The 23,741-nt window shown below is 60.7% G+C and carries 18 protein-coding genes and 1 pseudogene; 8 read left to right on the forward strand and 11 right to left on the reverse strand.

The window, feature by feature from the left end; all coding sequences use genetic code 11:
* Positions 1-470: 470 nt before the first annotated feature.
* The gene (locus tag ACQ7C1_RS02920; protein WP_011426157.1) at positions 471-710 is read right to left on the reverse strand and encodes a DUF2934 domain-containing protein; all 240 of its coding nucleotides are present in this window, start codon (positions 708-710) and stop codon (positions 471-473) included.
* A gap of 482 nt (positions 711-1,192) precedes the next feature.
* Between ACQ7C1_RS02920 and ACQ7C1_RS02925 the strand changes: the two genes are divergently transcribed.
* Positions 1,193-1,432, forward strand: coding sequence for a DUF982 domain-containing protein (locus ACQ7C1_RS02925; protein WP_097601403.1), 240 nt, complete (start codon positions 1,193-1,195; stop codon positions 1,430-1,432).
* A 476-nt stretch (positions 1,433-1,908) separates the two neighbouring features.
* On the opposite strand, the gene ACQ7C1_RS02930 is transcribed toward ACQ7C1_RS02925, so the two are convergent.
* Positions 1,909-2,931 carry a PAS domain S-box protein gene (locus ACQ7C1_RS02930; RefSeq protein ID WP_430957256.1) on the reverse strand — a complete coding sequence of 341 codons (1,023 nt, stop codon included), beginning with the start codon at positions 2,929-2,931 and terminating at the stop codon, positions 1,909-1,911.
* A gap of 87 nt (positions 2,932-3,018) precedes the next feature.
* Entirely contained in the window at positions 3,019-3,252 is a 234-nt protein-coding gene (locus tag ACQ7C1_RS02935; protein ID WP_246721686.1) for a hypothetical protein, read from the reverse strand.
* Between the two features lie 208 nt (positions 3,253-3,460).
* Here ACQ7C1_RS02935 and ACQ7C1_RS02940 point away from each other — a divergent pair, with 208 nt between their 5' ends.
* Positions 3,461-3,607, forward strand: coding sequence for a hypothetical protein (locus tag ACQ7C1_RS02940; RefSeq protein ID WP_430957257.1), 147 nt, complete (start codon positions 3,461-3,463; stop codon positions 3,605-3,607).
* Complete coding sequence (locus ACQ7C1_RS02945) at positions 3,604-4,026, forward strand: S-adenosylmethionine:tRNA ribosyltransferase-isomerase (protein ID WP_430957258.1); 423 nt, start codon at positions 3,604-3,606, stop codon at positions 4,024-4,026. Before ACQ7C1_RS02940 ends, ACQ7C1_RS02945 begins: the two co-directional genes overlap by 4 nt.
* 135 nt (positions 4,027-4,161) lie before the next feature.
* Here the strand turns inward: ACQ7C1_RS02945 and ACQ7C1_RS02950 are convergent, their stop codons facing one another.
* From ACQ7C1_RS02950 to ACQ7C1_RS02965, 4 genes and pseudogenes are all read right to left on the reverse strand, one after another.
* Positions 4,162-4,377, reverse strand: coding sequence for a hypothetical protein (locus ACQ7C1_RS02950; protein WP_430957259.1), 216 nt, complete (start codon positions 4,375-4,377; stop codon positions 4,162-4,164).
* A 271-nt stretch (positions 4,378-4,648) separates the two neighbouring features.
* Positions 4,649-5,275, reverse strand: coding sequence for a response regulator transcription factor (locus tag ACQ7C1_RS02955; protein ID WP_430957260.1), 627 nt, complete (start codon positions 5,273-5,275; stop codon positions 4,649-4,651).
* 51 nt (positions 5,276-5,326) lie between these two features.
* Positions 5,327-11,276 (reverse strand): annotated as a pseudogene (locus ACQ7C1_RS02960) (AAA family ATPase).
* A 729-nt stretch (positions 11,277-12,005) separates the two neighbouring features.
* On the reverse strand, positions 12,006-12,629 hold the full coding sequence (locus ACQ7C1_RS02965; RefSeq protein ID WP_430957261.1) for a CGNR zinc finger domain-containing protein: 624 nt from the start codon (positions 12,627-12,629) through the stop codon (positions 12,006-12,008).
* 65 nt (positions 12,630-12,694) lie between these two features.
* Here ACQ7C1_RS02965 and ACQ7C1_RS02970 point away from each other — a divergent pair, with 65 nt between their 5' ends.
* From ACQ7C1_RS02970 to ACQ7C1_RS02990, 5 genes are all read left to right on the forward strand, one after another.
* Complete coding sequence (locus ACQ7C1_RS02970) at positions 12,695-13,708, forward strand: DMT family transporter (protein ID WP_430957262.1); 1,014 nt, start codon at positions 12,695-12,697, stop codon at positions 13,706-13,708.
* A 723-nt stretch (positions 13,709-14,431) separates the two neighbouring features.
* A complete protein-coding gene (locus ACQ7C1_RS02975; RefSeq protein WP_430957263.1) occupies positions 14,432-17,458 on the forward strand; it encodes an alpha-mannosidase in 3,027 nt (1,008 codons plus the stop codon).
* A gap of 93 nt (positions 17,459-17,551) precedes the next feature.
* Positions 17,552-18,274, forward strand: coding sequence for an antitoxin Xre/MbcA/ParS toxin-binding domain-containing protein (locus ACQ7C1_RS02980; RefSeq protein WP_430957264.1), 723 nt, complete (start codon positions 17,552-17,554; stop codon positions 18,272-18,274).
* A gap of 169 nt (positions 18,275-18,443) precedes the next feature.
* Positions 18,444-18,854, forward strand: coding sequence for a hypothetical protein (locus ACQ7C1_RS02985; protein ID WP_430957266.1), 411 nt, complete (start codon positions 18,444-18,446; stop codon positions 18,852-18,854).
* Between the two features lie 144 nt (positions 18,855-18,998).
* Entirely contained in the window at positions 18,999-19,214 is a 216-nt protein-coding gene (locus ACQ7C1_RS02990) for a HAMP domain-containing protein (RefSeq protein WP_183698477.1), read from the forward strand.
* 188 nt (positions 19,215-19,402) lie between these two features.
* Here the strand turns inward: ACQ7C1_RS02990 and ACQ7C1_RS02995 are convergent, their stop codons facing one another.
* From ACQ7C1_RS02995 to ACQ7C1_RS03010, 4 genes are read right to left on the reverse strand one after another with little or no spacing between them, the layout of a single operon-like run.
* Entirely contained in the window at positions 19,403-20,317 is a 915-nt protein-coding gene (locus ACQ7C1_RS02995) for an SMP-30/gluconolactonase/LRE family protein (protein WP_430957267.1), read from the reverse strand.
* Between the two features lie 14 nt (positions 20,318-20,331).
* Positions 20,332-21,282 (reverse strand): ABC transporter permease, encoded by a 951-nt coding sequence (locus tag ACQ7C1_RS03000; RefSeq protein WP_430957268.1) that lies wholly within the window; start codon positions 21,280-21,282, stop codon positions 20,332-20,334.
* Positions 21,279-22,229, reverse strand: coding sequence for an ABC transporter permease (locus ACQ7C1_RS03005; RefSeq protein ID WP_183698474.1), 951 nt, complete (start codon positions 22,227-22,229; stop codon positions 21,279-21,281). Before ACQ7C1_RS03005 ends, ACQ7C1_RS03000 begins: the two co-directional genes overlap by 4 nt.
* Positions 22,226-23,677 (reverse strand): sugar ABC transporter ATP-binding protein, encoded by a 1,452-nt coding sequence (locus ACQ7C1_RS03010; protein WP_430957269.1) that lies wholly within the window; start codon positions 23,675-23,677, stop codon positions 22,226-22,228. Before ACQ7C1_RS03010 ends, ACQ7C1_RS03005 begins: the two co-directional genes overlap by 4 nt.
* Positions 23,678-23,741: the final 64 nt, after the last annotated feature.

A 23,741-nucleotide genomic window follows, 5' to 3' on the forward strand; every position in this document is an offset into this window, starting at 1 on the left:
GCTGCTGACCGCCGTCACGATGTCGGCCGCAGTTGCTTCCGTGCCGAGGGTAACTGTCGCGCCGACCCGCTGACTGTTTGGCGCCTCCTGATGGCGCCGATGACTCTGGAGGCGAGGGGGCGGGACGACTGAACAGGATCCGCGACGAGTACGTCCGCCACTCCGATCTCGACGGCCGTGTCCATCGCCTGGAATCCAGTATCAAGGATCTTCGCGAAGAGCACCGTGAGACTTCGAAGGAGACCACCCGAAGGCTCGATGCCATCATTGCGTCACTGGCGAAAAACAACGCCTGAGAAACATCGAAAGTGTCGGGCCGCACGGAGACATGCTTGGAGAGCACTTCACTGGCAATTGCTGCACGACCCGACTCTTAGGTGGGCGGATTGCAAAGAGGAAGGCATTCCGCTGCCAACAAAGCGGCTGATCAATGTATCTGAGACCGGTGAGGCAAGCCGCTGGGCGTTGGATCAGCCGGCCTTGGCGGGCGGGGTGAGCCAGCCGTCGCGTGGCAGTTCCGGCCGTTGCGGCTTCGGACGGAACTTCACCAGCACCTCGCGTCCGTCGACGGAGGCCTGCGTGCGTTCCAGCGCGTCCCGCTCGGCGACTGCCTGGCGCCAATGTTCGCCGTCCCGGCCGTCAGGGCGGCCCTGTTCTTCCCAGATCGCATAGGCCCGTTTGCTGATCCACTCATGGCGTCTGTCGCTCATCCATCGATTCCGTTCGTGAAAGGCGTTATTCGGCAATTCTGTCCGGCAGAACAGGCGCGCGGCGCTTGGCTGCCCTCAGCGATCGAGGAAGGCCCGAAACGTGTAAACAGACTCTCGCCTGGTCGCTGCGCAGTGACCCTCCTCCCGCGATCCGGTGAGCTAATCTAGTTCTCTGCCTGCAGTTCCCGTACGCTGGCGGACAAAAGAAGGGGGATAGGTGGAAGCTGATGGGTCTTGGAGGGTCAGGTATTCTCGAAATAGGGGCGTCGGCGCACACCTTCATCCTTACAAAGTTCGGCGCGGTGGCAATGGCGTGGGCGACCCGAAAATAGCGACGGCTGACCAAAGGCCCCGCCGAGACGAGGCCAGTTGTGATGTGGGACAGAAGGGATCATGACGCCCTTAAAATTTTCGGTAGGATCGTCCGTTTGGAACAGACTTTCCTAATATACGTTGTAGGAAGCCTGCCCACGGAGGACGCCATGATCAGCATCTGGGACGCGAACGTCCAATTGAAGATAGATGATCGTGTTCACGTCATCAGGAACGCTAGAGAGGCGGTCGCATTCTTGAAGAAATACTGGCCCGACAAGAAAAACGCGAGCTATGCGACAGCGTGGAAGGTATGCCTGGACGCGGCGCATGGCGTTGTTCCCGATACGGAAGCGCGATCTGCGTTTGAGGCTGCGGCAAAGGAGGCCGGTATCCTTCAACAAACTTGAGGTCGCTTCGTTTGAAGTGAGAAACTGGATAATGCCGCCATCGGCCATCATGCGGCATTCGGCCGTGCGAAGCACCTCCGAGAGAACTGGGAATTACCTTCGCACGGCACGTCGCGAGAACCTTCCTCGCGCGGTCCAGTGAGCTAACCTAATTCTTTCTCTACTGTTCCCGTACGATGCCAGACAAAAGAGGGCCCCGTCGAAGCGGGGGCCAAGGCGTGCGTACGGAAAGATCGGATCCAGATAGCTGTAAACGCAGTAACGCAACAAAGTTCACGACTAGCGCATGGTCGTGGGAGAGAAAGCCCCGCGCGCGCGGGGCAGAAACGTAGGGGGTGTTTTGATGCGCCACTTGTGCGTCGCGCAAATAGCTTGCCTAATATTATCTTTTTGGCAATAAACTATGCTATTGACAAATACATAATTTAGGACACGGGCATTCAGTATTGGTCATGGCCCAAGCATCGGTCCACACATTACATGATCGCGAGGCGCGGAAGCAAAAGCTGAATGGATAGTCCCCCTGGCGTCCATGATCGCTGGATATCAATTTTAAGGCTCCGTGCTATCCTTTGCTCCAGGACGCTTCCAAAGCCAGAAGGAGCTTGAGTGGGGTTCGTAATCGACGGTCCGTTCGCTTCAAGCCAAACCAATTCGATTGTGTCGGGCGAAATTGCAGTGGCGATCTGGACGGTACCCTCGCTGACAGAGAGCGCGCCGTACTTAGCCGCGTTCGTCGCGAACTCGTGAAACAACAGCGCCAGAGAGCTGATCTTCGCTGGACCTACCTCGACGTCCCCGCCGCTCAGCGTCCATTGCCGGTTACCATAAGGTGCAAGGACATTCGAGAGAAGCTGAAACAGCGTGGCTGACTGAACCTCGACGGCCTGTTCGGTTAGACTTGGCAGCGTTATCTCGTGCGCTCGGGCCAGAGCCATGAGCCTCTCTTGGGTGCTGGCGGCGAGATCGTCCGAGCTTGATGCGGTCCGGGCACCGAGAGTGATAATGCTGCTGATGATCGCGAACAGGTTTTTTACGCGGTGATGCATTTCCCGGAGGAGCAGTTCTCGGTGTTCGGCTGCCCGTCTCCGCTCCGAGACGTCGCGGGCAATCTTGGATGCTCCGATAATTTTGCCATTGCCGTCTCTGATCGGGGAGATCGTCAAAGAAATGTCGATGAGTTCGCCGTCTTTGCGGCGTCTTACGGTTTCAAAGTGATCGACGCGTTCACCGGCTTGGATTCTGCTAAGTATGGCGGGCTCTTCATCGAGGCGATTATCCGGGATAACAAGGGTGATGGGCTTTCCTATTGCCTCGTCTGCGGTATATCCGAAAATTCTCTCGGCGCCTTTGTTCCATGTCGTGACAATGCCGGACAAGCTCTTGCTGACAATGGCATCGTCTGACGATTCGATAATGGCCGCAAGAAAGGCCGCCGCATCATAAGCAGGCGATGCAGGCTCGGCGGTAGCCGGTTTTTCTCGATCACCCAAACCCATCTTCGCCCCTGTTTGATGTTTGATAAAGCCATCTCTCACGGTCGAAGATTATAGCATATCGCATTGCCGTTCGGTCGAAATGAATCCTCAAGCGCGGCTGCAAACCCGCGCGATCAGCAATGCAAGCTCATCACCAGAAATAATGTCATAAGATTTGTTGTTGCCGTGAACAAAGACCTCTAGGGCGTCGAGCTGGTCAGCGTGCTCACTCGCATATTCTATAGCTTGCCTGAGAGAATCGAAGGTCTTGTTCGGAGTGTGGATTAACCAGCTATGAACCGTGCACGGAGTTGTCGTATAGACAGAGATTTTGTCCATCATTGAACACCGGTCCATCTGTGATGCAATTTAGGAGATTAATATATACCCCTGAGCAAACGAGCATACCAACCGCAAGATGCAATCTGGTTGCTAATTAGTTAACGAAAAAGCCCCGCAGCCTTGCGGGCAATTCCCTCTCCCGATATCTCAGAACCAAAATGCCCCGCAGTGTCACCGTCGAGGCCGTCAGCGAGGCGCACAGGTCGATATGGACACCCGGCTGCACGCGTTGGCGCTCCCGGACGCCGATCCTTCGAGCTTGAAAGACCCGGAACTGGCCGCTGCCGAGATCCTCGAAACGATGATCGAGGCGTTGTCGGCTCACGCTGCGCTTACCGCTGGAGCCCGGTCGTGATCGCCGCTGATCGCCTCGATCGGCAATCGGCCAGGCTGTTCGCCGTTGGGGCGGACGGCACGATGCGCGACCTGCCGCGGGCTCACCTAGGGACGTTATTCGATCCTGGCGATCTGGTTGTCGCCAACGACGCCGCGACCTTGCCTGCCAGCCTACACGGCACGCATCTCCAATGCGGAAAGGCGATCGAGATCCGCTTAGCCGGCTGGCTGTCAGCTTCCGCTCCAGTCCGCTTCATGGCGATTGCCTTCGGCTCCATTTCTAGCTGTTGCGCGCCTTTGCTGACGACGGCCTGCTCGCCAGCGCCTCCGCAGATCTCGCGGGATGCCGCTATCGTGCGCATGAATTCGGCGGTTCTATGCTGCTCAATCGGCAACCAACTGCTTTATCGGCGCGAACCTTCTCCCTCAGGCCAATGATCGTCGAGCATAGCTGCACATGCTTTTGGGGTTTTATTCCGACCACCGCTGATGCCCTCTAGAGTGTCAGCGCCTTCTATCGTCTTCTCGTCACAGTCTATAGGACGAGCGGTAGGCTAGATGGCGATCGAACAGTTATTGTCGTCTTCGATCGCGGTGCTCCCCGTGGGCAGGCGCGAGGATAGCGTGGGATTCTGCACGGTTCAGCATGTTGACCAGTTCTTCGCCCTCATCGGCGGTAAGCATGTCCATAACGAAGCCGTGGACGAGAGCTTTCCGGTCTGAAACCGTATCGATTATCGTCCAGTAGATGTTGAGGTTCTTCTGCAGGGCATATCTCTGGTTTTGCATGGATGATACCTTTCCTCGGTCTTTCGGTTACTCGCGTTGCATCAACATCGATCACGTCCGTCCAATGGTAGGGAGGCGCGGACCCGACGCAGATTCTTGCAACGAGACGCGATAACGTCCGTCCTGTCGCTGTATGTTTTTTCAGCTGGAAAGAGGATAGAGCCGACGGCCTTCGGAACGTATTGCCGAATGAGATAAGCGACCAGCCGAATTGGCGCCCCGACTATCCACCGGTGGCAGACGCCCGATACTTTGGTCTAGATACGTGAGCCTACTTGACCCACGCTGGCTTCGTCGTCAATCCGAGGCTGTCCGCCATCCGGACCAGGTCAACGAGAGATCTCGCCTGCATCTTTTGCATGACGTGGCCGCGATGAACCTTGACGGTCACTTCGCTCAGGCCCACTTGAGCAGCGATTTGCTTGTTGACGCTGCCCGCGACCACCAGGTTCATGATCTCGCGCTCGCGCGGCGTCAACGAATCATAGCGGGACCGAAGCTCGGCAATGAGCGCGACTTCCTGCCTGCGAGCGCAATCGCGCTCGATCCCGGCATAGGCGGCATCGAGCAATTCCTGCTCGCGCAGCGGCTTTGTCAGGAATTCGATAGCGCCGGCTTTCATCGCCCGCACAGAGATCGGAATGTCGCTGTGGGCACTGATAAAAATGACCGGAAGCTCAATTCCAAGGGAAGTGAGCATGCTCTGAAATTCCAGGCCGCTCCGCCCCGGCAGCCTTACATCGAGAATGATGCAGCCCGGAACGTCGGGGCGCTTACTATCCAAAAAATCCTGGCTGGACGCGAATGTCAGTACCTCAAGTCCAACCGAGCGCAGGAGATCGCCGAGGCCCTCGCGGACGGATGCGTCGTCATCAATGATGTAGACAATCTCCTTCATCCATGTCCCCAAGTTTTGCGCCGGTCAGGCGGCGCCCCGGACATGGATCAATTATTTCTCCTCGGTTGGTAATGTAAACTGAAAAATGGCACCGTGGGGCGCGTTTGGCGTGGCCCAGAGTTGGCCTTTGTGAGCCTCTATGATCGAACGGCTGATCGTCAGGCCCATGCCCATACCCTTGGGTTTGGTACTGAAGAACGCCTCGAATATATCGCCGATCTTCGCCGGGTCGAGGATAGGGCCGCTATCGCGGACTGCCACCAAAACGGCATTGGGTGCTGCCTTTTCAGTGCTTACGATGAGTTCGCGCGCTCCTTTTGGCATCGCTGCCATCGCGTCGTTGGCGTTCATGATAAGGTTCAGGATCACCTGCTGGATTTGCACCTGGTCCCCTACGATCGGGGGCAAGCCGTCGGAGAGGTTTGTACGAAGCGACACCGCACTGCGTTCGAGGTCCGTGGATACCAGGGCTATCGTTTCGGACACGATATCGTTGATGTTCAGCCGATCCCTGCGTTCGGGTGATTTCTTCGCCATTGCGCGAATCCGGTCGATGACCTCGGATGCACGAAAAGCGTCGCTGATCATGCGCTCGATCGCGCGACGGGCGGAGACGATGTCACGGGGATCCGCGTCGAGATAGCGAAGGCAGGCATTGCCGCTGCTGACCAGCCCGGTGAGCGGCTGTCTGACCTCGTGGGCGATGGAGGCTACAAGTTCCCCCATAGTGGTCAGCCTGCTTACATGGGCAAGTTCTGCTCGCGCAAGCTGAATGGCATCCTCGGCCTGCCTGCGGTCGGTGATGTCACGCGCCAGCGAAAGACGAAACCATTGCTCTTCCTGTCGGAATTTACCGACGCGAACCTCGACCGGAAAAGTTGTTCCGTCCTTCCGCCGGTGGAGTGTTTCGAAAGTCATTGGATGTCCTGCGTCGACGCGATCCACCAATGTCGCAAGCGCCTTTTCGTCGATAGCTCCGTCAAAGTCGCGCGGGTGCATGCCAATCAATTCCTCCCGGCTGTAACCGAGGCTTTCACAGGCTTGGCGGTTGACGTCTATGACGGTCAGATCGTCGGTATGGAGGAAAAAGGCATCGGTGGCATGGTCGACGAAGGTCCGAAAACGAGTTTCGCTTGCTCGCAGCCTCTCCTCTGCTCGCTTGCTCTCGGACAGGTCGAGCACGAAGGCCACGGCCTGGCTCCCGGCCCCCTCGAAACTTGCCTCACCGATCATCACGGGTACGTGACCGCCGTCCTTTCGCTGGTACACCTTTTCAAAGGGGCGGACGCTGCCGGTCACTTTGAGCTCGGCCTCGGCCTCGGCGTCACGCTCGCGCCATTCCGGCGGTGTCAGCTCTTTATCGAGGAGCTGACCCGCCAAGAGTTCGGCACGGCTGTAGCCCACCATTTGCAGGAACGCCTCGTTGGCCTCGATTATCCGACCTTCGATGTCCCGGATAAAAATTCCGATGATGTTCGCTTCGACAAGCCGGCCTATTCGCGCTTCACGCTCTGCCAGGTCGTGGTAAAGTCCGGTGATTTCGAGCGTGCTGGCGGCTTGCGAGGCGATGAGCTTCAACACCGGAATGCGCCCCCGCGCGAAGACACGGCCCGCCAGAGTGTTTTCCAGATACAGCGCACCGATCAGCTTCGCGTGATTGATCAGCGGCAAACAGAGAATGGATCTGGCCGCACGATGGCGGATATAGGGATCGGCCGCAAAGGCGTTTTCAGCCGACGCATCGTCGAGGCTGACGATTTCCCGCATACGCAGGACGTAATTGAGAACTGATTCCGGCATCACGCCGGCGACGGCCTCATTACGCAACTCGATGAGGACCGCTTCGCCGCGGATCGTCGCCTCAGCGGCAATCCGCGGTTCACCGCCGCGCGACAGGATCAGAAGGCCACGTTCGGCTCCCGCCTGCTCGACGGCCATTCGCAACACCGTATCGATCAGCTTCTCGACGACGATTTCGCTGGAGACTGCTTGCGACACCTTGATAACGGTGGCGAGGTCGAGATGCTCGAGCGGCGCTTCGATCGTGCTTGTTGCAGCCGGTGCCGTTTGCCCATCCCGCAGTTGGGGATAGGCTTCTTCGAGCTGCCGGACCTTGCCGTCGGCTCCCCAACTGAGATAACAGCGACGGGCGCTTTCAAGATACAGGCGAGCAATCTGATCAAAGCCGCGCGCCCGGTAAAAGGCGGAGGCGCGCTCATACGCGATCGCTTCGTCGTGTGGGAGCGCATGCGCACGCGCCAACTGGATCGCCTGTTCATAGAGGCGCTCGGCTTGCAACTCACGGCTTCCCAAGCGGGCGATCTCTGCGCCGAGCAATGTTGCGCGGCTTGCGAAATTCTCCGGGCTGTGCGCGGCCCAAGTGTCGAGCTGCCGGCGATGAGCGCGTAGGGCCTTGCGATAAAGAGCTGTTTCAGTCGTCGATCCTTGCAAAGCAGAGGCCAATGAAAGGCCGGTGTAAAAGTGATATTCCGCCCGCTCGAAAATGGCCGGAGTCATCCAGAGGAGGCTTTCTGCTTTCGCCGCTGCCGAAAGTGCTGTGAGGGTATCCCCGGCAAATACACATGCCTGTAGCTTGCGGATCCAGTACAGGCAACTGCCCGGCTTGCCGTCGGTCTTAAGTTCGAATTGCTGCTCGTCGAACCCTTCATCGTTGAAGCATCCGAAGATCGGCGTCAGCCCGCGAAGCGTTCGGATGAGTTGGAGCTGCCCGCTGATGAAACCGACGGCGACGCCGAAGCCGGCCTGACGCGCGAAGTCCAGGCCGGCTTCCGCATCGCGCTGAACCTGCGAGAGGGGCTCGCCAGCGGCCAGAAGATAGGTCACAAGGTTGTTCCGGCTTAAGACGGCGTAGGTGAGATCGCCGACCTGCTGCGCCGTTTCGAATACGCGCTGCGCAAGCGCACGGCCGGTGCGGACATGACGCGACGATGATTTCGCAAGGTTACCGAAGGCGAGGTAGACTCGTGCCTTCAGGCGTTCCATTCCAGGCTGTTCCGTCAGGTCCAGTCCGAGCAGACCGAACCGAAAACCGGCTTCATAGTTGCCAAAATAGGGCCCGAGCACCGTGCCCACAGCAGTGAAGGCATAAGGCGATGTGTCGCTGTTGCCGTGCTTGAGGCTGATGTTGCCCATTCGCCCGATAACGAGGCAGCGCAGATTCTCGTTGGTAAACAGGGCCGGAGTAACAAGTGAAGTCAGAACGTCCATGGTCGCGAGCGCGACAGGAGTCCGCCATAGGGGGCGAGTTAAGCAGCGCTTCGATAGGGCGGCCCCCGAGTTGTCGCCAAAGCCGCGCGTATTCCTGGCGCACTTGGCTCCTGGTCGGGTGGGACGACCACGAAATGCCGACCCGGCGCAGGTAATCGAGGCCGAATATGATGGCCTGATCGCTCCGACCCAGGCTCATGAAAAGGTCGACGCGCAGGCGCGTGACGCGGGCCAGATCGGCGAGGCTGGTGGCTCGGCTTGCCAATTCCGCGAGGCGGGCCTGCGCCTCCGCCGGTGCCCCCGTCAAGAATTCGCATTCGGCCCTGTGGAGTTCGAGGGCGAAAGCGAGTTCGTATCGGCGCTCCCAGGCATCGTGTGGCAGGTAGGCCGCACCCGTGCCGGCATAAGCCAGCGCCGATTCGTATGCAGCCGACGCCTTGGCGCGGCGAGTGGCAAGAAGGTTCAAGTCCGCGAGACGCTCGCGCTCTTCACCGGGCGCGATGAGCGCGCCGCCGCAGTTGAGTTGGCCGACAATCTCGAAAATATTCTCCTCGAGTGCCTGCGGCGGTCTATGCTTCAGCAGGAGGCGGCCAATGAAAAGATGTGCTGCCGCCCGCTCATCTTCAGGGATCAGCCCATACGCGGCCTCCTGAACACGATCATGCAGGAAGCGGTAAGATGACCCCTCTTCAAGCAGCACGAGTCCGGCCCGCGCCGCGGCCCAAAAGGCTGCATGAACCGCGTCGTGATTTTCGCTCCTGATCAGAGCCAGGGTATCAACCGCCGCGTGACTGCCGAGACACGCCAGCATGTTCAGGGCAGCCTGTGTGGTATCGGGCAGGCGCCGCAGCTTGCTTAGCATAAGATCCACGACGTTATCGGTATAGCCTTTCGCTCTTATGCGATCGAGATCCCAATCCCAGTGCGCCTGTTCCTGATTGAATTCGAGCAGGCCTTCGTCCGGCAACGTGCTCAGGAACTGGAGCGCGAAGAAGGGATTGCCTCCGCTCTTCTTGTGCACTAGCCGCGCAAGCGGCTGGACACGCTTGCTTCCGCAATGAAGAGCGTCGGCCAGCATCCGGGTCAGATTTTCCAGCCTGAGCGGTGTCAGTACGATTTCATGCACTTGGCCACCGGCCTCCCGGATCGCTGTCAGCCGGCGGATCAGCGGATGGGTGGACGATACTTCGTTGTCGCGATAGGCGCCAATGAGCAGCAGGTGACGCATATCCTGCTGGGTGCACAAATCTTCAAGCAGATCGAGCGTTGCTGCGTCCAACCATTGGAGATCGTCCAGAAACAGCGTAAGCGGATGTTCTGCTGTGGCAAACACGCGCAGCAGGCGCCTGATGTTCAAATGGAAGCGGCGTTTGGCATCCTGAGGCGGCAGATCCGCAACCGCCGGAAGCCGGCCGATGAGAGATTCAAGTTCCGGAATGAGCGTTACCAGCAGCCGACCGCCCGCGCCCAGCTCTGCGGTTAAAGCAGCGCGCCATGGCGCGAGTTCCGCTTCACTCTTGCCCAGCAGCACCCGGACGAGGCCTTGCAGGGCCTGCGCTAGGCTCGCATAAGGAATGTGACGCTGGTTCTGGTCGAATTTGCCGGAAGCAAACAGCCCACGTGACGGCACGAGCGCGCGGTGGAGCTCATTCACGACCATTGATTTGCCCACGCCGGCATGACCCGAAACCAGCACCAGCGTCGGACCAGCGCCCGCCACGGCGCGGTCGAATGCGGAGGTCAGGGCGGCGATCTCGCGTTCGCGACCGTAGGGCCGCTCGGGGATCACCAGTCTGTCCGGCATATCGCGCGTCCCGAGCGGAAAATCTGCGATCCGTCCATACTTCTCGCTCTCGACGAGGGCACGTCGCAGATCAGCCTCTAGCCCGGCGGCCGTCTGGTAGCGTTCCTCTGCGTTCTTGGCGAGGAGCTTCATCACGATTGCCGAGATAACGCCTGGTAGCTCTCTTACACGCTCGGACGGCGGCACCGGCCGCCTGGCAACGTGGCAGTGCACCCATTCCATCGGCTCCGAAGTAGTGAACGGCAACTGGCCGGTGATCATTTCGTAGAGCGTGATGCCGACGGCGTAGAGGTCACTACGCGAGTCAACCGATCGGTTCATGCGGCCGGTCTGTTCGGGCGACATATATGCGAGGCTGCCAGCAATGACCTCAGGGGGCTCGGCGGCCTGGCGCTCACGAGAAAGATGCGATGCCACTCCGAAGCCCGTGAGACGAACCCGTCCATCCGCCTCGTCCGCCAGTATATTCGCCGGCTTGATGTCCCTGTGAATGAGGCCGCATCCGTGAGCCTTGCCGACTGCCGCCGCAATGCCTCTGGCAAGGCGCAGAAAGACAGTGAGTTCGCCTGCCATGCCATGGCTGTGCCGTCCCATCAACTGCGGGAGGGGCACGCCGCCGCAATCTTCGAGGACGAGCACGCCACGACCATTTTCCGTGGTGAAATCCAGCGGTTTGGCTGCCCACTCCCGGTCGAGTTCGTCTTTCAGGCGATACTCGTGGGCCAGTCTGTCGAGGCTGGTTCGATTGGGATGTTCGGCTGCAAGCTGCACCTTCAGAACGGCTTTTGATGCGCCGTTGCCGCTCCGGATCAGCTCTCGTGTAAAGATGCGATCGCCGTCACTCCAGGAGGATTGTGGCTGGTGGTACCGAAGGTCAGTCGAAGTCTGCTGGCCGATGGAAGCGAGAGCGCGCTTCCGTCCGAACATGTTCTTCCTGGTATTCTGCGCATCTTTGACCGTGTCGTCCATGGCACACCGCTCGCTTCGATGCTGCCCGCATACCACCTGAGGTGCAGGCATCGCAGATCCAATCAAGCTTCACCGACTTTCCTCTCATGTCAACGAACCTATGCTCCGGATTATTGAGGCGGTCGCATCTCTGCTGATCTTCCTCCGAGTGAGGTTCAAGTGCATGTCGCTAAGGCAATTCCGCGAAGAGCAAAGCTACGGCAATGCGGTTTCATGCTTTAAGAGGCGCCGCGCCGGCAGGGGTGAAGGTCTCGCGGTCAAGCAAAACGCCGGCGCGGCAAGTCGGCCCGTGATGGGAGGGCGTTTCTTTTAGGGCCGTTGCAACAGTAACTCTGCCTGGAGCACCCTCGCCATTATGCCAAAGTATACTTGTTTAGCCTTTTCGCACGATTTCCTAAACCAGACCAATTATGCCGGAAGTATCAGATCGCGCCTGCCTTGAGAGCAGCACCGTCTCGATCCCGAGTTTGACATCTTCTTCGCGGTCGCCGGCCCGACGCCGTGGAACCGGAGAGTGGCGGTGAGAAGGCGTTTGCCTGCCTACCGCCATGGAACCAAGGATACCGCCGTCGGCCGGCCGAACGGGAGCTCAATATGCTCGAACGCGTTGGGGGAAGTCGCCGCAGCATATTCCTGGTGCTAGCTCAATTCTTATCACTCGCGCCTCCGTCAATCTGCCGATCTCCGGGGCGCTCAAGGCTTCCTATACTGATGAACTCACCGCCATCATCAACGGTCGTCGCCGTGTGCGCGAAAACGCTTCACTCGGCTGTGTACCCCGCAACTTGCCTCCGAGCACCATCGCCGCCGGCCACCCTTTGAACGATCAAGGAAGAGCCAGCCGCAATTATCGCCCTTGCACTCACGCACGCGACGGCGATCGCTCCGGCTGGTCAATAGATCGGTAGCACTGACCGCGAATAGGTGAACAATATCGGCCGGATCGTTAAAGGGGAATGTCCAGACGAAGTTCTGATTAGCCTTTATCAGGGTCTGTCTTGCGCGGCCAACTCTGGCGATTTCTGCCACTGTGCTCAATGCTCGGTGGGGATAAGGTGTATCGGTATCCTCGGCAAGGAACAGGGAGTATATGGCTTCTCGCAGCTCTATCAAACGCGCCAGGGCGTCTTCTGCCTTGCCGGAATCGACCGCCGCGCGTTCCCTCAAACTTGCCAATCCCCTTGCATCGATGAGCTGAAGCCTTTCAACGAACGCCAGCACGTCATCGAACGACCGCAGGAAATCGGGCCCCCAACGGCCGCGGCGGCTGTCGAGGGTGTTTACCAGTTCAAGGGCAGGATGGCCGCCGCTCAGACGCATGTCGAATATTGATGAGGCCATGGTGCGGAACAAAAAGCAGGTCGCCAGATTGTAACGATATAAATAAAGTTTATTCGTTACAGAGCAAGGGCCTCTCTATGTCTCCTCGCAAGAACGTGATCAAGTTCCTTATTCTTTGCCTCGTCTGGGGTCTGACGTGGATCGCCGTCAAGACCGGTATCGAAACCGTGCCGCCGATGATGTTCGCGGCGACAAGGTTTCTTTGCGCCGGCCTTCTGCTCTCAGGCTGGTCGCTGCGGTCCTGTCGCATATCGTTTGCGGCCGGTGAAGATTTGATCAGGCTTGTCATTGCAAGCCTGTTGATGATCACACTCTGCTACGGTCCGCTGTTTTGGGGTATGCAGCTCGTTGCATCCGGGACAGCTGCCGTGATCGAAATGTCGCTTACGCCCTTGGCTCTGCTCGGATTCGGAATATTGCTGGGGGAGGAACGATGGAGTGGCGCCCGAGCTTTTGCGATGATCATCGGCATGATCGGCCTGTCATTCCTGTTTTCACCCACACTCGAATTTACCAGCCTCTCCGGCACCGCCGGCATTGTTGGACTTCTTGCGATCAGCTGGAGTGCAGTATCGTCGGCCTGGGGATCTGTCTTGGCCAGGCCGCTAATCGCCCGTTACGGCAGCACCTTCATATCCGGCTGCACGACACTCATCGGAGGTGGAGGCCTGTTTTTGAGTTCACTGGTTTTCGAGCCCGAAGCAACCGCAAGTCTGCAGACACTGTGGAACTGGCAGGCAGTCGCGAGTTGGCTGTTCCTCGTCCTCTTCGGATCGCTGATCGGTTACAGCATCTATCTTCAGCTTATTCGTGACATCGGGCCCGCCCGGGCGGGCAGCTTTGCGTTTGTGTCGCCCATCGTTGCTGTAGCCGTCGGCGCTATGATCGCTGGCGAGGCCTTGTCTGCGGCGGGGATGTTGGGAATGATACTCATGCTGCTGGCAGCGGCCATTTGTCTCTATGGATACCAAGATTCGTCGAGAAGCAGCCGACACGATGATGCAGAGGCGGACGAGAGGTGCGCCTTAGAAGTCGCCGTCGAACTTCGATGCGATAGGCGGCAAAGAGAAGCAGCCCGCCGGATTCGCTGAGTAATCTGTCAGAATGCTATGGCGGGGCCAAGGCATTCCGGGGCCGAGCTTGATTCCACGATTCAATCCCCATGTACAACTTATCATGAATATTGTCGTGACACGGCGAGAGCCCCAACGCCTCAAAGCAGGCCTCTGACCCGGACGCGAGCTCCACTGGCGTTGCGTCCGGGCAGCCAGTTTTCAATCAAAATGCGTCGGGCCGCCGCGTCCTAGATTATAGGAGTGGAAAGATGTTGAATCCTTCACTGGCGAGCTGGGATATCGTGCACTGACCTCCGAGTCACATTCCAACCGATTTCATGGCTCGATGCGTTCCTGCGCATGATCGCGTGGTGGACATTGCGCCTGCGCCAACTGATGGTGAGCATGTTTCCGCAGCTCTCTGACGTCGAGATTGAATATTGCTGGGGGTCTCGTCGGGTGCACCAGCTTAGGCGGGAGACTCCCTCACCATGTCTGATCTAGCTTCGTCTGATCGGACGGGCAGACATTCCGGCTCCTGAACACCGCCCCAGTCAAAGAGTTCCGCTGGACCAGCAGCTAGGCGATCTCAGGAAGATGTTTTGCGGCTTGACGCCAAATCAAAGTTACTTAATCTAAGCATCGGCAGGATCCCGCTGGGAGGAGGGGGCCGGCATTCGCGATCCCTATCGCATCATCTTCGTCTCCCAAAGCCAGGATTCCCGATCGCGCGCCGCCGATTTTTCAACAGGATAAGCCATGCCGCTCACCATCGCCCAACGCCTCGATAGTCTGAAGGTCCGTATCGCCGAGCTCGCGCATTGGCGGGACCGGTATAGCAGCCCGATCGATGGCTGGACCTTCGAGGGCGAGCCGATCGCCCATCAGCAGGACTGGCCGCATCGTCAGGGCGTGGTGCATTTTGCTGCGAGTGCTGAAGCGCCGCGGAGCTGGCCGCTCGAAGATATCCGCCTGCAGCTCGATCTCGGCGGTGAGAGCCTGATTACGCTCAGCTATCCCGACGCTGAAAGCGAAACATTCGGCCTCGATCCCTATCACCAGGAATTCCCGGTGAAGGACCGACGCTTTTCGATCGCGGCGGAAAGCGTCGCCCGCTTTCCTTTCGGCGAGCCGAACCGGGCGCCGCGGCTCAACAAAGCCCGTCTGATCTGGCTCGACGGTCCCGTTCACCGCCTGCATCTTCTCCTGAAGCAGATCGCCGAGGCGGTCGGCGTGCTCGGCGAGCATGAGGTCGTGCCGCATCTGGTCGGCGCCGCGGAGCAGGCCTTGCGCAGCCTCGACTGGCCGTCGGATACAGCGGCCTACATTTCCCGCACGTCGGTCGCCGTCATGCAGCAGAAGATCTGGGAACTGCCGGAGCTTGTTTCCGATCCGGCCGGCCTCACCGACGAGCAGAGCGCTTCGGCCGCCGCTGCCTTCGAGGTCCTGACGGTGCGGTTGAAGGAGCTGCAGCAGCGCTTCCCCCCGAATGGAGAACTGGTGCTGACGGGCCACGCGCACATCGATCTCGCCTGGCTCTGGCCCTACCGCGAGACGCGGCGGAAGATGCGGCGCACCTTCAATACGGCGCTTTCGCTGATGGAACGCTCCGAGGATTTCCGCTTCAACCAGTCGACCGCCCATTATTACGCGCAGATGGAAGAGGAGGATCCCGAGCTTCTAGAGCGCATCAAGAAGAAGGTCGCGGAAGGAAAGTGGGAAACCGTCGGCGGCATGTGGGTCGAGCCCGATACCAACATGCCGACCGGCGAAAGCCTCGTGCGCCAGGTGCTCTACGGTCAGCGTTATTTCGAAAAAACCTTCGGCGCGCGCCACACGGTCTGCTGGCTGCCGGATTGCTTCGGCTTCTCCGGCGCGCTGCCGCAGATCTTGAGGCAGGGCGGCATCGACAGCTTCTTCACCATCAAGGTCAATTGGAGCGAGACCAACCACATCCCCTCCGATCTCTTCTGGTGGAAGGGCCTCGACGGCAGCCAGGTGCTGACCCACACCTTCGACAATCCGATGCAGGGCTACAACGGCTTCGTGCAACCCGATTGCTACCTGCCGACGTGGAAGAATTTCCGCGGCAAGGCGCAGCATCACGCCTCGCTTCTCGCCGTCGGCTATGGCGACGGCGGCGGCGGGGTGACGCCTGAAATGGTGGAGCGCGAAGTGCAGCTGCGCGACTTTCCCGCCATTCCGCAAGCGCGCTGGGGCACGGTCAAGGGCTTCTACGAGCAGGCGCATCGCAGCGCATCGGAGAAGAAGCTCCCCGTCTGGGACGGCGAAATCTATCTCGAACTGCATCGCGCGACGCTGACGACACAAAGCGGGGTCAAGCGCAAGCACCGCCAGGCCGAACGCGCGCTGATCACCGCCGAGACCCTCGCTTCGCTCGCCCATATGCTCGGGGCAGAAAAGCCGAAAAGCCTCGAGGCGGATTGGCGCGTGGTGTTGAAGAACGAGTTCCACGACATCCTGCCGGGTTCGAGCATCCGCGAAGTCTATCAGGATGCGGAGCAGGAACTCGGCGGCGTCATCGACCACGCCAAGGCCGAGCAGGCCAAGGCTTTGCAGACCCTTTCGGCCAATTTGCCGAAGGGCGGGGTCGCTGATGCCCTCATTTTCGTCAATCCCTCGCTTGCGCCGCGGCCGGTGAGCGCCACGCTTGCCGACGGCACGGTACTTTCGGCCGCCGATATCGTCGCTCCCTTATCGGTCGCAGTCTTCGACAGGCAGGCGCTGAAGCCGGCGGGTGGGCTGAAGGCCGGCTCCGATCGCCTGGAAAACGATCATCTCTCGGTGGTCATCGGCAACGATGGAGCCGTTGCCAGCCTCATCCACAAGGCGAGCGGCCGCGAAGCGGTCGATGGCTCCGCCAACCAGCTCTGGGTCTATCCGGCCGATAAGCCGCGCAACTGGGATGCCTGGGATGTCGACGCCGATTATGCCGAAAAGGGCGTCCGGCTCGAAGCGCCCGAAAGCATCGGCCTCGTCGAAAGCGGCCCGCACCGCGCGGCGATCCGCGTCGTCCACCGCTACCGCAATTCGAGCGTCACGCAGACTTATGTGCTGACCGCCAACGCTAAACGGCTCGACATCGAAACGACCATCGACTGGCACGACCGCCGCACCCTGCTGCGCACGCTGAACCCGGTCGACGTGCAGGCTCGCAAGGCGACCTTCGAATGCGCCTTCGGCGTGGTCGAGCGGGCGACACACACGAATACCTCCTGGGAGCAGGCGATGTTTGAGGCCGCCGCCCATCGCTTCGTCGATCTCAGCGAGCCCGGCTTCGGCGTGGCACTCCTCAACAATGCCAAATACGGCCACAGCGCCCGCGCCAATGTGATCGGCATGAGCCTGGTGCGCGGGCCGATTTATCCCGATCCGCTCGCCGACGAAGGCGAGCAGAGCTTCACCTACGCGCTGATGCCGCATGAGGGCGCCTGGCATGAAGGCGGCGTCCTCGACGAGGCGCTCGATCTCAACCAGCCGCTGGTGACGGCCGAGGCAAAAGGCCTTTCCGCCGGCAATTTCGCGCCGCTTGACGTCGAGGGCACTCCGGTCGCATTTTCGGGCCTGAAGCCGGCGGAGGAGGGCGAAGGCCTGATCCTGCGCCTTTATGAACCGGCCGGCCGGCGTGGCCGACTTTCCCTCGCCCTGCCTTCCGGATGGGCGGCGTCGCAGCCGCTCAACATTCTCGAAGAGCCTATGGAGCGTAAAGGCCCCGCCGACATCATGCCCTTCGAGATTCGGACCTGGAGGCTGCGAAAGGGCTGATCAACCATCCGCGAGCCGCGGTATGTGCGGGACAAACTAGACAAATTGGTCATTTGATACTATATCAGTTCATCTAAGAATGGAGATAGTCTCATGGCTGGTTCTGAGGTCCGGCTGCATCGTGCCCGTCAGGCAAGGGTCGCCGACCGCGTCGCCGCCAAAGTTGCCGACGTGCTGAAAGCCGACGCCGCATTCGAGTCCGGCTCGGTGGCTCTGTCTGCCAGTATTGCGGGCGCGGCGGCTGCGGCCATCGTCGATCTTCCCGTCAGCGTAAGGCGCGAGCTTAGCAAGCGCCAGGGCGAACTTGCCCGCCGTATTCGTGGCCTGGTGGAGACGTTCGGCGATGCGCCTGCCGGCGGCAAGATCGTGCTCGAGATTCCGAAAACCGTGGAGCCTTCCGCCGGCGAAGGACTGGGGAAGATCGTTACGGCCGAGGAGGGCGCGCGGTTGCTGGGCGAGCTTGCGGTCGCCCGCAGGCTTGAGGATTGGGCCGGGCCGGTTGCCGGCGCCAGCGAACTCCAGCGCGATTTTGGAATTGCACGCTCCACGCTCAATCGCTGGCAGCATGCCGGCGAGGTGATCGCACTGTTGAAGGGAACGAGAAAGCACGTCTATCCGATCGAACAATTCATCGACGGGCGTCCCGCAAGGGGCATAGCAACGGTCGCCGCTCTCGTGTCCAATCAGCGGGTGGCATGGCTGTGGCTTTGCCAGCCGAACCCCATGTGGGGCGGGCGCAGGCCCATCGACCTCCTGAAACAGGATCGCGCTGGCGAGGTCATCGACGCGGCTCAGACCTATTTCGCCGTGCAATGAGACTCGACAAAACTATCCTTCAGCGCCTCGCCGTCCGGGCTGATGCCACCGACTATGTCAGGATCATCGCGCGCGCCCATGCCGGAACGCCGCTCGGCATGGGTTTCGGCAAGTCGCGGTTTCGAGCCTCAAGGACAAGTTCCGGCTGCTCTACCTCGCTCAGGACCCGATGACCGCCGTCGCGGAAACGATTGTTCGCGACCGCTTTCAAGGTAGGGCCGAGCGAGTGATATTCCAGGAGGAGTTCGACCGCTATTCGGTCGCCGCCGCCCGAAACCCGGGCCAGCTTTTTCTACTCGACCTGCGCTACGAAGGCGCAAACCTGCTCGGTGTCTCGACGGATGCCGTTCGGACACGGGCGCAGGCGAGCGGACGCCGGCTCAGCCAAGACATCTACGATCGCACCGATTTCGACGGCATTCTCTACATGTCGCGGATCACCAACAAGCAATTCGATGCCGTTTATGACCGCGCCACCGCCGGCCTCGAGGCGGATAGCCCCGCATTGGATCTGCCCCGCCTGTCGGCGCTCGGCCTCATCCTCGATGCGCTGCAGGTCACCGTCATATCAAGGGAATAATCCCGGTCGTCGAGAAGACGTTCCGCAGTCGGCGGATGCGACACAGAGCGAGCCAGCTGTCATATCCACATCCTGCGCTCGCTATCCCAATCGAAGGTGCGGACTCGGCCAAGGCGATGGCGACCAAGGCTGAGGAAGAGGCCGATGCCTCCGCTGCCCTCGTCCTATACGTCAATCGGTGTCGGTCCGTTGACCATTATCACGTTGATCGGCGCCGCTGTTTTTGCCGCCCGCGTGATCGCAAAACCGATCGGCGAGATCACCGCAAGCATGAGCGGTCTAGCAGAAGGCAATCTCGATGCCGACATCCCATTCGCCAACCGGCGTGACGAAATCGGCCGGATAGCCCGCGCCGTCTAAGCTTCAAGCAGAACGACGCCGCCGCGCGAAGGTCATTGAAATGCAGAGGAACGTCGATGTGATCATCACGGCAGCGGTCGCCGGCGACTTCACGCGTCGCGCCGCCGCGGAATACGGCTACGAGGATCTCAATCAGTTCGCATTGGGCGTTAATGAACCCGCCGCCCCCGAACCTGGCATTCACCGGCTTACGGTCTTTGGGCGCCGGTCGTGGCAACATAGAGGGAATAGAGTGAGCGCGTTGCGGCTATGAACAGACGGTTGCGTCCGGGGCCGCCGAAGGTCAGGTTGGCGACGGTCTGAGGGACGCGGATCTTGCCGATCAGCTTGCCTGCCGGATCGAAGCAGTGCACGCCATCACCGGCACTGGACCAAAGGTTCCCCTGCACGTCAGTCCGGATTCCGTCCGGGATGCCGTTGTCGATGAGGCAGAAGACGCGGCCGTTCGCAAGGCTGCTGCCGTCGACTACATCGAACGCGCGGATGTGGCGTGGCAGGCTTTCGTCGTGGCTTGCTGACGAATCCGCGACGTAGAGGATCGTCTCGTCAGGGGAGAAAGCAAGGCCGTTCGGCTGGATGAAATCCGTGATGACGGCGGTTAGCTGGCCGGTCGCCGGGTCGAGCCGGTAGACGTTGCGCGTCGCCTGCTCGGGCTCAGCCTGATAGCCTTCATAGTTCGACATGATGCCGTAGGTCGGATCGGTAAACCAGATCGTGCCGTCCGATTTCACCACAACGTCGTTCGGCGAATTGAGCCGCGCGCCCTCGAAACGGTCGGCGAGCACGGTGATAGAGCCGTCGACCTCGGTGCGCGTGACGCGGCGCCCACCATGTTCGCAGGAGACGAGTCTGCCCTGGCGATCGCGCGTGTGGCCGTTGGTGAAGTTGGATGGCTGCCGGTAGATGGAGACGCCGCCCTCGGGCGTCCATCGCAGCATGCGCTGGTTTGGAATGTCGCTCCACAGAAGCTGGTTCGCATCGTTGAACCAGACAGGACCCTCTGCCCAGCGGCAGCCTGAATAGAGTTCGTCGAGACCGGCGCTGGTGACGATCAACTGCCGGAAGCGCGGGTCGTGGATTTCGTAGATGCTGGCCTCGGCCATGGTGGTCTTCCTGATTATCGCATGCCGGCCCGGCGACCGCCGGCGAGCATGATCACGCTGATGATGATGAGGCCGGTCATGATGAGGCGGATGCCCGCGCCGAGCCCATAGGTGTTGAGCATGGAGACGACCAGGAACATGAAGAGCGACGCGCCCCAGATGCCCGGCACGTTGGAATCGCCGCCGGCAACCGCTGTGCCGCCGATCACAACGACGGCGATCGAGGTCAGCAGATATTCCGAGCCCATATTGAGTGCTGCGCCGCCGGAGAAGCAGGCGAGCAGATAGCCCGCGACGGATGCGAGCACGGCGCAGAAGAGGTAGGTGACCAAGCGCGTGCCGTCGACCGGAATGCCGGCCATGCGTGAGGCGGGCATGCTCTGGCCGATCGCCGAGATCCAGCGCCCGTAGATCGTCTTCTCGAGCAGGAACCAAGCGAGTAGCGAGATGAGGAACGCGACGATCGCCACGTTCGGTATGCCAAGCGTGTTCGTGGTGGTGAATTCGGCAAGCACGCTGGGCGGCTTGATGCGCAAGCCACGGTTCGTCCAGATCGCCGCGGACTGCACGATGAAGCTCATGGAAAGCGTGGCGATGATCGGCGGAATGCGCAGCGCCTTGATGAGCGCATAGTTGCCGAGGCCGACGACGAGGCCGATGAGGATGGCGACAAGAAGCCCAGGCAGGATCAAGCCGTTTTCGACATTCATCAGTTTCAGCGCCACCGTACCGGCAAGTGTCATGGTGGCGGGAACCGACAGATCGATATTGCCGGGACCGAGCGTGATGACGAACATCTGGCCGATGCCGACGATCGCCGAGAAGGCGGCGAAGGTGAGTGCCGCCTGCGACAGGCCTAGCGTACTGGCGCCAAGGGTCACCATGATTGTCAGGAACCAGACGATGAAGGCGGCAAGCCATGACCAGATCCAGGGTTTGCCGAAAAGGCTGAGCAAGGGCGTCATCGGCGGCGTTTCTCCCGTTTTTCCAGCCGGTTCAGCATGAGGCGAAGTGCGAGCACGATGATCAGGATCGCGCCCTGGGCTCCGATCTGCCAATCGGGCGAGATGCGCAGGAAGGAGAGGAACGAGCCGGCGAGCGTCAGCGTCAGCGCGCCGATAACGGCGCCGACAGGGGAGACGCGGCCGCCGATGAACTCGCCGCCGCCGAGGATCACGCCGGCGATCGACAGCAGCGTATAACGCAGCGCGATATTGGCATCGGCCGAGGTGGTGAGGCCGACGAGGGCGATGCCGGCAAGCACCGCGAAGAAGCCGGCAAGCCCATAGGCGATGGCCCGCGCCCCGACAATCGACCAGCCGGCCCGCTCGACCGAGCGCTGGTTGCCGCCGATGCCGCGGATCAGCACGCCGAGCGAAGACCGCATGACCAGAAGATGGGCGACGGCGGCTATGATGATGCTGGCGACGATCGCCATCGGCGCCAGCGGCGGCTTGACGGTCATCAGAGAGCGCACCCAATCCGGCGCCTGCCCGCCGGGCGCCGGCAGCAGCAATACGGCAAGTCCACCCCAGACGAAGCTCATGCCGAGCGTGACGACAATGGACGGCAGGTCGCGCAGGTAGATGATGACGCCGAGGGCCGCATAGGCCGCGATCGCTCCCGCAAGGATCAGGATGCCGGTCGCCGGGTCGTCGCGCAGAAAGGTCGCGCTCACACAGGCGACGAAGCTGACGAAGGTGCCCATCGACAGATCGAGATCGTTCACCGTCATCACAAGCATCTGGGCGATCGTCGCAAGCGCGATCGGCACAGCGAGATTGAACAGCAGGTTGAGGCCGACATAGCTCATGGCGCGCGGCTGCAGCCAGAATACGGCGGCGAGCAGCAGTGTCAGCGAAAGGGCGGGAATGGCAAGACGCAAGGCGTCGGATGACAGCCGGACCATCATGCGGCGACCCCCTCGAAGGATGCGGCGATGATGTTCGTCTCGTTGACGGCGTCGCCGGCAAGTTCGGCAGTGATGCGGCCTTCGCGAAAGACGTAGACGCGGTCGCAGAGACGCACTTCGTCCATTTCAGTCGAATACCAGATGAAGGTGCGGCCGCGCGAAGCTTCGTCGCGGATGATGGCGTAGACCTCCTGCTTGGTTCCGACATCGACGCCACGCATCGGATCATCCATGAGGACGACCGGCGCGCGCGTAGCAAGGGCGCGGGCAAAGAGCACCTTCTGCTGATTGCCGCCGGAAAGCGACAAAATGCGGTTGGCCATGTCGGGCGTACGGATTTCGATCCGCCGCCTCCAGTCGGCGCCCTTGGCCTCCTCTTTATCAGCGGCAATGAGGCCACGCCGCGACAGGTCACTGAGCGAGGCGACGGAAAAGTTGCGCAGGATGCTCCAGAGTTCGAAGATGCCGTTGAGGCGTCGGTCGCCGGCGACGAAGGTGACAAGCGGATCGCGCTCGGGCAGCCAGTTGCCGGACTTGGCGGCGTGCAGGGCAAGCAGAAGCTCGGTCTGACCGTGGCCGGCAAGACCTGCCAATCCGATGATCTCGCCCTTGCGGGCCGAAAAGGGACGGCCCGCCGTCTGATGGGAGAGAACGAGCGGAGCGGCGGATTGCTGGCGCGCCGGGCGCTGCCCCGTCTCCTCCTTCGCAACGCTGCCCATGGCCTCGACCAGACCATGATGGTCGAAGCCGTGGGCGGGGCGTTCGGCAACGACGCGGCCGTCCTTCATGACAACGATGCGGTCGGAGGTTTCGAGGACCTCGTGGAGGATATGCGAGATAAAAATGACGGAGCCACCGGCCGCGACGAAGCGGCGGACATGGTCGAGCATCTGGCGGGCGAGGCTCGCGTCGAGCGAGGAGGTCGGTTCATCGAGGATCACCAGCCGCGGCGGGGTGCCGGCGTCGGAAAAGGCCATCGCGATCTCGACCATCTGTCGCTCGGCGATCGAAAGGTCTCCCACTGCCCGACCGCTGTCGATGCCGTGGCCGGGGAAGACCGCATCGAGGCTCTTTTCGATGATTTCTGCGGCGCGCCTGCGCCAGCCGAAGCCGCCTAGATCGCGGTGCGTGATGCGCGTGTTCTCGACGATGGAGAGGTTGGGGCAGAGCGAAAGCTCCTGGAAAACGCAGCGCACGCCGCGGGCTCGTGCCGCGTTGATGCCGTAACGCTCCAGCCGCTCGCCATCACTCGACACACTTCCCTCATGGGGGGTGAGGCCGCCATTGATGACGCTGACAATCGTGGATTTGCCGGCTCCATTGTGCCCGACCAGCCCGACGCACTCGCCCGACATGACGCGGAGCGTGACGCCGTCAAGCGCCCTGACCGCGCCGAAACTCACCTTGGCGCCATCGACGGCGATCACCGCCTTCAAAACCTCATCCATGCTGCCCGCCACATCTGCTCGGAAGGACTGCCGCGCGGCCATTTTCGGCGCGCGCGGCAATCGC

The sequence above is a fragment of the Rhizobium sp. Nf11,1 genome (assembly GCF_050587665.1).
GTDB lineage: Bacteria > Pseudomonadota > Alphaproteobacteria > Rhizobiales > Rhizobiaceae > Rhizobium.

What these genes read in the sequence shown, in the direction of transcription:
- ACQ7C1_RS02990 (WP_183698477.1), top strand. Translation starts at nt 18,999, where the DNA reads ATGCCTCCGCTGCCCTCGTCCTATACGTCAATCGGTGTCGGTCCGTTG.
- ACQ7C1_RS02940 (WP_430957257.1), top strand. Translation starts at nt 3,461, where the DNA reads ATGGACACCCGGCTGCACGCGTTGGCGCTCCCGGACGCCGATCCTTCG.
- ACQ7C1_RS02980 (WP_430957264.1), top strand. Translation starts at nt 17,552, where the DNA reads ATGGCTGGTTCTGAGGTCCGGCTGCATCGTGCCCGTCAGGCAAGGGTC.
- ACQ7C1_RS02935 (WP_246721686.1), bottom strand. Translation starts at nt 3,252, where the DNA reads ATGATGGACAAAATCTCTGTCTATACGACAACTCCGTGCACGGTTCAT.
- ACQ7C1_RS02975 (WP_430957263.1), top strand. Translation starts at nt 14,432, where the DNA reads ATGCCGCTCACCATCGCCCAACGCCTCGATAGTCTGAAGGTCCGTATC.
- ACQ7C1_RS02955 (WP_430957260.1), bottom strand. Translation starts at nt 5,275, where the DNA reads ATGAAGGAGATTGTCTACATCATTGATGACGACGCATCCGTCCGCGAG.
- ACQ7C1_RS02925 (WP_097601403.1), top strand. Translation starts at nt 1,193, where the DNA reads ATGATCAGCATCTGGGACGCGAACGTCCAATTGAAGATAGATGATCGT.
- ACQ7C1_RS02970 (WP_430957262.1), top strand. Translation starts at nt 12,695, where the DNA reads ATGTCTCCTCGCAAGAACGTGATCAAGTTCCTTATTCTTTGCCTCGTC.
- ACQ7C1_RS02985 (WP_430957266.1), top strand. Translation starts at nt 18,444, where the DNA reads ATGACCGCCGTCGCGGAAACGATTGTTCGCGACCGCTTTCAAGGTAGG.
- ACQ7C1_RS03005 (WP_183698474.1), bottom strand. Translation starts at nt 22,229, where the DNA reads ATGATGGTCCGGCTGTCATCCGACGCCTTGCGTCTTGCCATTCCCGCC.
- ACQ7C1_RS03010 (WP_430957269.1), bottom strand. Translation starts at nt 23,677, where the DNA reads ATGGATGAGGTTTTGAAGGCGGTGATCGCCGTCGATGGCGCCAAGGTG.
- ACQ7C1_RS02920 (WP_011426157.1), bottom strand. Translation starts at nt 710, where the DNA reads ATGAGCGACAGACGCCATGAGTGGATCAGCAAACGGGCCTATGCGATC.
- ACQ7C1_RS02995 (WP_430957267.1), bottom strand. Translation starts at nt 20,317, where the DNA reads ATGGCCGAGGCCAGCATCTACGAAATCCACGACCCGCGCTTCCGGCAG.
- ACQ7C1_RS02930 (WP_430957256.1), bottom strand. Translation starts at nt 2,931, where the DNA reads ATGGGTTTGGGTGATCGAGAAAAACCGGCTACCGCCGAGCCTGCATCG.
- ACQ7C1_RS03000 (WP_430957268.1), bottom strand. Translation starts at nt 21,282, where the DNA reads ATGACGCCCTTGCTCAGCCTTTTCGGCAAACCCTGGATCTGGTCATGG.
- ACQ7C1_RS02950 (WP_430957259.1), bottom strand. Translation starts at nt 4,377, where the DNA reads ATGCAAAACCAGAGATATGCCCTGCAGAAGAACCTCAACATCTACTGG.